At 31.9% G+C, this 11,270-nt stretch carries 11 protein-coding genes and 1 pseudogene; all 12 read left to right on the top strand.

Going from position 1 to position 11,270, the window contains the following annotated elements:
• Positions 1–134: 134 nt before the first annotated feature.
• The 12 genes and pseudogenes from ACFFGA_RS14980 to ACFFGA_RS15035 all read left to right on the top strand — a co-directional run bounded on the left by ACFFGA_RS14980 (position 135) and on the right by ACFFGA_RS15035 (position 11,012).
• Complete coding sequence (locus ACFFGA_RS14980; protein WP_386065247.1) at positions 135–668, top strand: hypothetical protein; 534 nt, start codon at positions 135–137, stop codon at positions 666–668.
• 164 nt (positions 669–832) lie between these two features.
• Complete coding sequence (locus tag ACFFGA_RS14985; RefSeq protein WP_386065249.1) at positions 833–1,579, top strand: DUF6090 family protein; 747 nt, start codon at positions 833–835, stop codon at positions 1,577–1,579.
• A gap of 39 nt (positions 1,580–1,618) precedes the next feature.
• The gene (locus ACFFGA_RS14990) at positions 1,619–2,347 is read left to right on the top strand and encodes a DUF6090 family protein (RefSeq protein WP_386065251.1); all 729 of its coding nucleotides are present in this window, start codon (positions 1,619–1,621) and stop codon (positions 2,345–2,347) included.
• A 180-nt stretch (positions 2,348–2,527) separates the two neighbouring features.
• On the top strand, positions 2,528–3,316 hold the full coding sequence (locus tag ACFFGA_RS14995) for a DUF6090 family protein (protein WP_386065253.1): 789 nt from the start codon (positions 2,528–2,530) through the stop codon (positions 3,314–3,316).
• Positions 3,317–3,707: 391 nt separating this feature from the next.
• Positions 3,708–4,148, top strand: a complete 441-nt coding sequence (locus ACFFGA_RS15000; RefSeq protein WP_129760253.1) for a thioredoxin family protein — start codon at positions 3,708–3,710, stop codon at positions 4,146–4,148.
• 40 nt (positions 4,149–4,188) lie between these two features.
• Complete coding sequence (locus ACFFGA_RS15005) at positions 4,189–5,130, top strand: FAD:protein FMN transferase (protein ID WP_129760401.1); 942 nt, start codon at positions 4,189–4,191, stop codon at positions 5,128–5,130.
• Complete coding sequence (locus ACFFGA_RS15010; RefSeq protein ID WP_129760252.1) at positions 5,127–5,339, top strand: DUF4266 domain-containing protein; 213 nt, start codon at positions 5,127–5,129, stop codon at positions 5,337–5,339. The genes ACFFGA_RS15005 and ACFFGA_RS15010 overlap by 4 nt, the downstream gene beginning before the upstream one ends.
• Positions 5,302–6,665 (top strand): annotated as a pseudogene (locus tag ACFFGA_RS15015) (DUF3570 domain-containing protein). Before ACFFGA_RS15010 ends, ACFFGA_RS15015 begins: the two are co-directional and overlap by 38 nt.
• Before the next feature lie 378 nt (positions 6,666–7,043).
• Complete coding sequence (locus ACFFGA_RS15020; RefSeq protein WP_386065256.1) at positions 7,044–7,940, top strand: ExbD/TolR family protein; 897 nt, start codon at positions 7,044–7,046, stop codon at positions 7,938–7,940.
• Between the two features lie 154 nt (positions 7,941–8,094).
• Positions 8,095–9,231 carry a hypothetical protein gene (locus ACFFGA_RS15025; protein WP_386065258.1) on the top strand — a complete coding sequence of 379 codons (1,137 nt, stop codon included), beginning with the start codon at positions 8,095–8,097 and terminating at the stop codon, positions 9,229–9,231.
• Between the two features lie 169 nt (positions 9,232–9,400).
• Positions 9,401–9,868, top strand: coding sequence for a DinB family protein (locus ACFFGA_RS15030; protein ID WP_386065260.1), 468 nt, complete (start codon positions 9,401–9,403; stop codon positions 9,866–9,868).
• A gap of 175 nt (positions 9,869–10,043) precedes the next feature.
• A complete protein-coding gene (locus ACFFGA_RS15035) occupies positions 10,044–11,012 on the top strand; it encodes a hypothetical protein (RefSeq protein ID WP_386065262.1) in 969 nt (322 codons plus the stop codon).
• Positions 11,013–11,270 lie beyond the last annotated feature (258 nt).

The raw sequence follows: 11,270 nt of genomic DNA on the forward strand, positions 1-11,270 counted from the left end.
CTAACACCGTGTAAAGTTTATTGCTAAAGCATTTTCCATCTGAAACATTATTGACTATAAATTGTTGATCCTTTTTTACTAACTTTATTGCTAATAATCGCAACAAACCTTACACGAACACGTTGTACACAATTTTGAAGAACTTAATTACATATAGCATAATTCTTATTTCACTTTGTGCGTTTTCACAATCAAAGACTGATTCTGTTATTAGCGAACTGACGGAATTAACAGCCAATAGCGGACATACTATCCGAAAAGAAAGAGACTCATTAAAAAATGAGTTTATTGTTTATAGACTTTGTGAAAGTTGGACTGAAAAAGTTGAGTATTTGAAATCAAATTTGATAGAAGAACAAATAACAGAATTGGAAAAGAAAAAAAATGCTTCAATGCACATTATTGCTTTAATAGCAAAATTGGAAAAAGAAAATACCAAAGATTTCGCAATGACCGAAATGGATAAACTTTTAAGTAGTGAAATGAAATTGATGAATATTGGATGTTCAGACGCTATTTCTACTAACTCTATTTCAAGGTATTTATTTTATCTTCTGACTTCTGAAAACCCTTTTTTCAAACCTGATTTCAAATTGAAAAAACGAGAAATGAAAAAACTTGAAGAAAAAATTTTGATAGCGGAAACAAAGTTTTGGTATGATATGTAAAAACTGTGTACAACAATGTATAACCGCAATTACGGCGGATTCGACTACGTCCGAATCCACTCGGAATTGCAAAGGTCAGTGCTTAACCGAAAAATAGTAACTTAAAACCCGTAACTGACGGTTATACGAGACCGTTGTGCTTCATTATGACAAACAGCTAACCAATGATAAAATTCTTTAGAAAAATCCGCCAAAAATTACTCTCTGAAAATAAATTCAGTAAATATTTAATTTACGCAATCGGAGAAATTATTCTTGTAGTTATAGGAATTTTAATAGCTCTTGGAATCAATAATTATAATAACAAACACCTAAACAAAGAGGAAGAACAAGCCATTCTAAAAAGCCTAAATTTCGAGTTTCGGAAAAACAAAAAAGATGTTGAAAATGTACTCAGCGATTATCAAGACTACTTGACCAGCACGAAATTATTAATAAACTTGGTCGGCGAAAAAAATGAAGTTTTGAGTTCACATAATACAGATAGTTTAATTGAAAGGAGTATCAGTTATTATGATTATTCACCTTCACAAAATGTTTTGTCCGACCTATTATCATCTGGGAAATTAAAACTGATTAGGTCTGATTCTCTAAGGTTAAAACTTTTTCAATGGTCAAGTCTTATGAGTGAAAAACGAGAAGATTGGGATACATTAGATGATTTTCTACAAAATATGTTTATGCCCTATTTAACAAAAAATGCATCTTTAAAAAACATTGACAGCTATGGTTTTTTAAAGTGGAAGGAAAAATCAAAGTTGAATCCAAAAACGGAACAAATGTTTAGTGATATTGAATTTGAAAACAATCTTGATAATCACGCTTGGAGCCTTACAAATTATATGATTACCTTGGAAAATCTCAATAACACTTTAGATAAAATAATAGAAGAAACAAGCATATCTAAATAAAATAGCGTGATAAAATTCTTTAGAAAAATTAGACAAAAAATGCTGACTGAAAATAAATTCAGCAAGTACTTTTTGTATGCAATTGGCGAAATTGTACTTGTCGTTATCGGAATTTTGATTGCGCTTCAGATTAATAATTGGAATGAACAATCGAAGATAAGAAAGTCGGCAGACACACAACTTAATCAACTAAGCCAAAACATCTCAGACGACCTTATTCAGCTAGATGCATTAAACGAAGTCATAGAAACCTATATTATAAAAAACCAGACACTATCCGACCAGTTTCAACAGATAATACCTTTTGACTCATTGACAACAAGTTTTATCACTACGTCCTTATTTGAACAAAACTTCTATGCCAATACCACCGCATACGACAAACTAAATATGACAGGCGAGTTTACTGTTTTACCAAAAGCCTTACAAATGGATATAACTGCATATTACAACTTATTGAATAGAATTAAAGAACGTGAAGAAATAACTAACACTTTCATAAAAAAAGAGATAGAACCTTATTATTTCAATAACTATAGTAAATATCACAGAAAAGGGAGCAATAAACATCCTTTGCTAGAAGAATATTACAAAAACGACAAAAGAGAAGCAATACCTTTAGATACTAGTGCCATAATGGATGATGATAAAATGGCAACTTTAAATTTTGCTAGATTATATCAAATAAAAATTCAGCAAGAATTTTATGAAGAGGCATTACAAAAAGGCATAAAACTAAAGGTATCTATTGATGAATATTTAAACTGAAAAAATTAAAGACAAAATAACGAAAGCACAACAATGGCTATAAGTAATTGCTTGTTCTCGCCTACTTCTGAAAATCCTCTCGGATTTTCAGTTTGGTGTGTACTTGCTAAGTTAAGTGCTAAACCACGCAACTACTCATAGCCGAGACCGTTGTGCTTCATTATGACAAACCACTAACTAATGATAAAATTCTTTAGAAAAATACGATACGACCTTATGGAAAAAAATAAAACTGGAAAGTATTTGAAATATGCCATTGGCGAAATAGTGCTTGTTGTGATTGGAATTTTGATTGCGCTATCAATTAATAACTGGAACGAAAACAGAAAGGAACGAGCAATTGAAATAAATTATCTAAAAAATATAAAGAGCGACTTAAACAAAGAGTTTAATAACAATAGAAAATTTGCAGAATTTAGACTTGGCAAATCCAAGGCATCATCCTATTTATTGAATACGGACGAGCCTAAAAGTATTGAAAATGCAAAGACCTATATTGATAACTACGAAACTGTGTTTCTTTGGAATACTTTTGTACCTAACAACAATACTTTCAAGGAACTAATTAGTTCAGGAAGATTGAGTTTAATTTCAAATGATAGTATTAAAAACCAACTCTTGGAACTTGACAAAATTTATGCGGATATTTCAATAAACGAAAATCATATGCGAAGAGAATTTGAACATTACTTATATGACATTCAAATAAATAACACTTCTGGACTTGATTTGTTTGACAATAGCAAACCGTATTATGGATTCCCAGAAAGATTGTCTATTTCTGATATACCAAATTTAAAGCGAGAAAAAATGATTTCGGACTCTCAATGGCTTTACAAAAATGAGGTTTTTAACAATGGACTTAAATTGGCAATATTGAATAACAGTCTGATTGCTCAACAGCATCAAAATCTTGAATTGATTCTAAAAAAATTAATTGATTTTATCGACAGAGAAATTGAAAAATAACGAAAGCACAACAATGGCTATAAGTAATTGCTTGTTCTCGCCTACTTTGGAAATTCCTGCGGAATTTCCAACTTGGTGTGTACTTGCAAAGTTAACCGCTAAACCACGCAACTACTCATAGCCTAAACCGTTGTGCATAATGCGAAAATCGTGCTAAAATTTAACATTTGAACAAAAAAAGCCAACCCACAAACAGCACATTTGTTTTTTTTTCAACACATAAGCCAACTCTGAAAAAACAAAAGAGCAGTTTATTTGCCAACGCTCAAATTGATGCTAATATTAAACTGAAAAAAAAATGAGTTGTTCATAACAAAAAAACAATATATTCGTTAAATAGGTATTGTCTAGTTGTTGACAATCTCATTTATCAATAATAAATAATAATAAAATGAAAAAAGTTATTGCGGCATTAATTGTAATGATTGTAAGTATAAATACAATAATTGCTCAAGAATGGCAAACAGATATTAACGTTGCAAAAGAAATTGCATCAAAAGAAAGTAAACCCATAATATTAGTATTTCAAGGTTCAGATTGGTGTGCACCTTGTATTAAACTTGACAGAGAAATTTGGAGCACAGAAACTTTTAAAAAGTATGCAAAAGATAATTATGTTATGCTAAAGGCAGATTTTCCTAGAAGAAAGAAAAACATATTGTCAGAAAAACAAACAAAAGCGAATGCATTACTTGCAGAAAAATACAATAAACAAGGTTTTTTTCCTTTTGTTGTAGTACTTGACTCTAATGGCCAAGTGTTAGGAGAAAGTAGTTATAAAAAGACTACACCAGAAAATTATATTAAAGAATTAAACGCTTTTACAAAGTAATTTGAAACATATAATCACTTTATTATTTTTATTCTCAATAATGGGTTGTACAGCACAACAACCATATAAGAGAACACTCAAATTAATGGGTAGTCGATTTGACATTACTGTTGTTGCAAACGATTCTATAAAAGCAAACATATATATCGATACTGCTGTTGCAGAAATATCAAGAATTGAAAATTTAATTTCATCTTGGGATAATACTTCTCAAACATCCGAAATTAATCGCAATGCAGGAATTAAACCTGTGAAAGTTGACAAAGAATTGTTTGATTTAATTGAAAGAGCAATAGGCATTTCAAAATTGACTGATGGTGCTTTTGACATTAGCTATGCTTCAATGGACAGAATTTGGAAGTTTGATGGCAGTATGGCCAAAATGCCTTCAAAAGAGGAAATAACAGCTTCAGTAGAAAAAGTTGGCTATCAAAACATAGTTTTAGATAAAATGAATAGTACAATCTTTCTTAAATTAGAAGGAATGAAAATAGGTTTTGGTGCTATTGGAAAAGGATATGCAGCTGATATGGCAAAAAATCTACTTATTTCAAAAGGTGTACCTTCTGGAATTATTAATGCTTCTGGAGATATGAATACTTGGGGAAAACAACCTAATGGTAATGAATGGAAAGTAGCCATCACAAATCCAATGGATAAAAATAAAGTCTTTGCATTATTACCAATTACAAATGGAGCTGTAGTTACTTCTGGAAATTATGAAAAATATGTAAATTTTAATGGCAAACGATACACACATATTATTGACCCAAGAACTGGATATCCTTCTACCGGAATTATAAGTGTAACCGTATTTGCACCAAAAGCAGAATTGGCAGATGCACTTGCAACTTCAGTATTTGTTATGGGAAAAGAAGCTGGTTTAGACCGCATTAATCAATTACCAAAAATAGAATGTATTATCATTGATGATAAAGGAAATATCACGAAATCAAAGAATATAGAAATAGATAAGTTATGATTAAAAAATTTATATGTGCTACATTAATTACTACTTGTCTTAGTAGTTGCGTTGTAGTTAAAGAATACGAAAAAGTAAATATAAATGACCCAGATATGGCATTGGCAGACAAGAAAGCTGACCGAAATGTTTCCACGATGCATTCATATCGTGAAGCTGCTGTAGGAGCAAATGGAGGGAAAACTGGAGGAGGCTGTGGCTGTAACTAATAAAACAAGAAAGTTGAAAAAATTTATTTTGATATTATGCGTATTTGCTTTTGTTAAATCTTATTCGCAAACAGAACAAGACTCGACAAAAGTTTATAAAAAACGTGTATTAGAAACTACAGAAGTAGATTTTCTAACAAGTTACTCTCGCAAGATGGAGATAATGCTGCGGTAAGTGGCGGAATAGGCACTGAAGAATTAACAGATGTTACAGGAACCTTTGTAGTTTCAATACCTTTAAATGATGATGATGTTCTAACCATTGACGCTGGAGTTTCTGCTTACACATCAGCATCTTCAAGTAACGTTGGACCTTTTGATGATGGGCCAGCAGACCCATTTCAAGCATCTTCTGGCGCATCAAGTAGCGACCTTTGGGCAAATTTAACAGGAAGTTATAGTCATAGTTCTGACGATAGAAATGATATTTGGTCTGCAAAAATATCTATTTCATCAGAATACGATTATTTTTCAGCTGGTGTTGGTGGTAGTTACACAAAATTATTTAATGAAAAGAATACAGAATTAAGTGTAAATGCAAATGTTTATATTGATACTTGGAACGCCATTTACCCAACCGAATTAAGACCATTCGGAGAAAATGGCAATGGTTTAAATGATAATTTGTTTACTCAAAATACAATTACAGGAAACACAAATTACAATCCTAGATTTAGTGAATTTAAAGATGAAGGTCGTAATTCTTATTCTTTAGGATTTGGCTTCTCTCAAATTCTTCATAAAAATGTGCAAGGTTCTTTAGCACTAGATTTTGTAAAACAAGATGGATTATTATCTACACCATTTCAAAGAGTTTATTTTAGCGATGTTGCAGATTCATTCATAGATAATTTTCAACTTGCAGATGCAGTTGAGCGTTTACCAGATTCAAGATTTAAAGTAGCTGTTGGTGGTCGTTTAAATTGGTATTTAAATGAAACATTTACAGTAAGAACATTCTATCGCTATTATTTTGATGATTGGGGAATATCTTCACATACTGCAAGTATTGAAGTGCCAATTAAAATTACTGATAAGTTTACTTTGTATCCATCTTACAGATTTTATAATCAAACAGCAGCCGATTATTTTAGACCTTATGAAAGTACTTTATCTACCGATGACTTTTATACTTCTGATTATGACCTTTCCGAATATTCTGCTAACCAAATTGGTTTTGGAGTGTCGTACACAGATATTTTCGCAAAGGCACATATTTGGAAACTAGGTCTAAAAAGTATTGACTTAAAATTTTATCAGTACGATAGAGATACATCTTTTAGTTCTAATATTGTTACAGCAGGATTTAAGTTTGTAATGGATTAATGGAAATTTGTTTGTTTCAAGCCAACACTAAAAAGCCATACACATTTGCAATTCGCATCATCCAACACTACACCAAAAATTGCAAAAGAGTATGTCTCGCCAACGCACACATTAGAACTAAATAACAAACATCGGAAAACCAAGCTGAATTTGAAAAGCACTATGCACAACAACGTATATGGCTCATAGCTAATTAGTTGCTTAATTCAAAGTTAAGGCATATTTGAAAAGTCGCCAAATTTTTAAATTTGACGATTTCCAATAAATAAGATAAATAGTAAAATTTAAAAATCTGGCTTGTGCTCAATCCGAAAATAATTTCATAATTTGCACGCTACGAGCCATATACAAAACCGTTGTGCCACATATAAAACAACAATGCGACAGATTGCTCTGATATTGACTTTAATTCTTTCTTTCAGTTCTTGTGGACAAACAAAAGACACTGAAATAGAATCAATTCTTCTTGACTGTTTGGTTAAGAGTTATAAGGAACAGCAAGTCAATATTAACCAAGAACTTGACGAGCTCGAAAAGTATTTAATTAGTAGCAATTCACTTAAATCTTCCGCAGGACAATCATATTTTGATTTCTACAAAGAAATAGCAGAAGTCAACGACATCCCTGCGACTTTGGATTATGACAGATTTGATAACATTTACAAATTGACACCCAACGAATTTTATTCAGCTAACTGCTTAGAACAGCTCAAACGGCTTGACTCTACAACTATTGCTAATTCTAAATACAGCCAAATGACGCTTGCGATACAAAACGCAGCTCAAAACGAAGTTTCACCTTCAAGTATCGCAAAAGCAATAACAAGCGTCTTGACACCTTCGGACTTTGACAAGCAATATTATAGAGCAGTTGCGCTATTGACAATTGTATACACAGCCAATTCAGACGTTGGGCTACAAAGACAATTAAAAACAAATGACAACGAAGACAATGCGTCCATTGAAACAATATTGGTGACATTGACAGAAGAAGACCAAATTATTCTGAATCAAAACGAGATAAGTCAAGAAGAACTAAAAACTACCTTAACTGAGTTTATTAAGGCAAATGGCTCAAATCACGTAATCAACTTTCGAGCTGACAAAGGAACTTCCTACGACTTTTACTTAAAGATTCAAGACCAAATTGGGTCAGTCTATAACGAACTTAGAAATGAATTGGCAATGACAAAATATAACCAAACATTCAAAGAATTGACTGACGACCAACAGAATGAAATTAAACGGACTTATCCGACAAGAATAAAAGAATAAAAAAATACGTGGCACAACAAAGCATATAGCTTATGGCGGGTGAACGGCTGCCAGCAAGGTTTTAGCTCCGTAGCCAGCTTTGGTTTCGGGGGACAGGAAAGTGCTTCGAAACCGCCACAATCCATATGCAAACCGTTGGCGATAATTAAAAAAAATGACGAAAACATTAAACCAAATAGAAGATTTATTTAATAATGCTCAGTATAATAATGAGTTTCAATTCTTGCTGACTTTATTAAATTATAAGCACATTGCAAGTCCAGAAGAATCCTCTAACCTGAAAGAATGGTTTAGTGCCTTAGAATTCTATAAAACACTCTATCACGAAAAGAAAGACAAAGAAAAATTGAGAATTGGTTTATTACTTTATTCTACATTCTTTGAGAATAGTGATTTCTATAATATTATTGGAAGTTTATGCTTAAATTCTTTGGGCTTCGGTGGTTCTTCATATCTTTTTTGGAAAACAAAAAAACAGGATAGACTTTTAGGTACAGGAGAAAAGATTAGAGCAATTAAAGAAAAGTTGAGTGATTGTAACTATAACGAAATAATTGAATTTTTTGAAAATGTACATTATGAACAAATCAGAAATACTTTTTTCCATTCTGCGTATGGAATAAGTGGAGACGATTATATATTATTCGATTCAGAACCAATAGAAATAAATGGGACTTTACAAAGACGAGTTTCAATTGACAATTTTTTAAACCCTTTAATCGAAAAGGTCATTTCATTTTTTGACAAGTTTAAAGAAATTTACAATGAATCTTTTAAAAGCTACTCAGAAGAAAAGCTAATAAAAGGTCATTTCCCAAGTTTAAAGGAAGTAATTGTTCACGGAACGGAAGACGGACTAAAAGGTGTAACAATAAAAAATACAGCGCAATTCTATGGTAAATGGTCTGACTCAAGTATAATTTTTAATGAACAATATGGATTTTGGGCAGCTACAAATATTAATTTTAATTTTCCTCAAGAAGAGACAATTGAAATAGACGAAACACTAACAAGATACGAATCAAAAAGTACTATCAAAACGAGCGATTCTGAATTTAATAATTTAGTTGATAAGATAATTGAAAGAAGATATGAAAAAGAAATGGTGAGAATTATTGACTTGCTTGTTAAGTACGGGAATGATAAGTATGACAAATGGAGTATTGAAACGAATGAACACAAGAAAGAAAGTATCAAAAAACTTCCGTTGCCATTCTATGAAAAAGTTATCGAAATAAATCAACATTTAGATACTACAGAAATACAAAAACGGATAAAAGAATTAAAATAACTACCGCCAACAATGGCTATAAGTAATTGCTTGTTCTCGCCTACCTCTGAAAATCCTCGCGGATTTTCAGTTTGGTGTGTACTTGCAAAGTTATGTGCTAACCCACGCAACTACTCATAGCCGAGACCGTTGGCTGTAATGTAAAACGACATTCCCGAAAACAAAGAAAATGACCCAATCTGAACTTATAATTTTAAATTTTACAGAAATAAGGAGAAGAAGTATAAAACTTTGGAAGGGACTACCTGAGAAATATTATAATTGGAAACCTGACGAAAAAGCTATGAGTGCGTCAGAAATGATAAGACACGTTTTGGAAGCTGATTATGGATGGAATCTTATTATTAATCAAGGAGATATGACAAATTATAAAACACCTTGGGAAAACCGACCATTTATTAACGTTATTGATGAACTTGAATTTGCCGAACCTTATAGAAAAACATTAATAGAAAGTGTACGGCAATTTTCGGATACGGAATTAAACGAAATTGAAATCATTCATCCAGGGAACGGAGAAAAGAAAATACTTGGAAAATACTTATTGCGGATTGGATATCACGAATCAGTTCACGCAGGACAATTTTTGTCGTATTTAAGAGCAATGAAAATTGATAGACCAAACATATGGGATTGAAAAAACACTACAGCCAACAATGTATAAATTCAATTGCGGCTGAATTTCCTACGGAAATTCATTGCTATTTTCTATCTTTCAGTTTCTATCGGAAAATCGTACCGATTTTCCGCAACTGAAATTTATACGAGACCGTTGTGGCTAATGTGAAAAACAAACTGTACAAAAAAATAATATGACAATAAAAGAAGCTATTTTAAAAAGTCTTGATGACATAAACGGACTGACAAACTATATGGAAGTTCACGACCACATTGTTAAAAATGGTTATTATGACTTTGGTTTGGCTAAAACACCACCTGCGACAATTTCTGCACTTTTAGGAGACTTTATAAGAAATGGAGATTCTCGTGTTAAAAGAATAAAACAAGAAGGTGGTTCATATGCGTATTATTTGACCAAAAACGAACAAGATATCGAAATTGAAATCTTGTCAGGCTCGACCGAAACAACTTCTGTAAAACTTCCAAAGGTTAAAGCAAAAACATACAACGAAAGAGATTTACATAAACTTTTGAGTAGTTACTTAAAAAACACAAAAATCTATTCAAAAACTATTTTTCACGAGCAATCAAAATTTGGAAAAGACAACAACCAAATTTGGACACACCCAGATATGGTTGGCGTTAAATTCTTGAATTTACAAACTAAAGTCAGCCAAAACTTTTTAAAGTCCATCAATAGAGTTGACACTTTTAAATTGAGCTCTTACGAAATAAAAAAAGAAATTAACTCGGACTCTGAATTGAAAAAAGCCTATTTCCAAGCAGTTTCAAATTCAAGTTGGGCGAATTATGGCTATTTAGTCGCTTTTGAATTTAGCGACAGCTTATCGGACGAAATGGAAAGACTAAATCAATCTTTCGGAATTGGAATAATTGAACTGAATGCAAATCCATATCAAAGTAAAATTTTGTTCCCAGCAACTTACAGAGACCTTGATTTTAAGACAATAGACAAACTTTGTAAAATAAATAAAGAATTTGAGCAATTTATTGAACAAACCGACAGATTAATGACAGCACAGGAACGTTATTACAAATCGACTGAAAAAGAGCTTGACGAATTTTGTGATGACTATTTTGAAAACGACACGGAAATTGAAAAATATTGTAAAGAATATAATATACCAAACGGAGAATAAAACACTAGCCACAACAATGGCTATAAGTAATTGCTTGTTCTCGCCTACTTCTGAAAATCCTCGCGGATTTTCAGTTTGGTGTGTACTTGCGAAGTTAAGTGCTAAACCACGCAACTACTCATAGCCGAGACCGTTGTAGTGCATTTGAGAAATGAGAACAGTAATAACATCTATCATTCTGATTTTAATTTTATTCTGTTCTTGTAGCGGAAAAAAAGAAAATACCCAAAATCCAGAATTTGAGAAATTAATAATCGA

It is taken from the genome of Winogradskyella pulchriflava, from assembly GCF_042434315.1.
GTDB lineage: Bacteria > Bacteroidota > Bacteroidia > Flavobacteriales > Flavobacteriaceae > Winogradskyella > Winogradskyella pulchriflava.

Coding starts and splice junctions, on each gene's coding strand:
- ACFFGA_RS14995 (WP_386065253.1), top strand. CDS start 2,528: ATGATAAAATTCTTTAGAAAAATACGATACGACCTTATGGAAAAAAAT.
- ACFFGA_RS14990 (WP_386065251.1), top strand. CDS start 1,619: ATGCTGACTGAAAATAAATTCAGCAAGTACTTTTTGTATGCAATTGGC.
- ACFFGA_RS14985 (WP_386065249.1), top strand. CDS start 833: ATGATAAAATTCTTTAGAAAAATCCGCCAAAAATTACTCTCTGAAAAT.
- ACFFGA_RS15025 (WP_386065258.1), top strand. CDS start 8,095: ATGACGAAAACATTAAACCAAATAGAAGATTTATTTAATAATGCTCAG.
- ACFFGA_RS15000 (WP_129760253.1), top strand. CDS start 3,708: ATGAAAAAAGTTATTGCGGCATTAATTGTAATGATTGTAAGTATAAAT.
- ACFFGA_RS15035 (WP_386065262.1), top strand. CDS start 10,044: ATGACAATAAAAGAAGCTATTTTAAAAAGTCTTGATGACATAAACGGA.
- ACFFGA_RS15010 (WP_129760252.1), top strand. CDS start 5,127: ATGATTAAAAAATTTATATGTGCTACATTAATTACTACTTGTCTTAGT.
- ACFFGA_RS15020 (WP_386065256.1), top strand. CDS start 7,044: ATGCGACAGATTGCTCTGATATTGACTTTAATTCTTTCTTTCAGTTCT.
- ACFFGA_RS15005 (WP_129760401.1), top strand. CDS start 4,189: ATGGGTTGTACAGCACAACAACCATATAAGAGAACACTCAAATTAATG.
- ACFFGA_RS15030 (WP_386065260.1), top strand. CDS start 9,401: ATGACCCAATCTGAACTTATAATTTTAAATTTTACAGAAATAAGGAGA.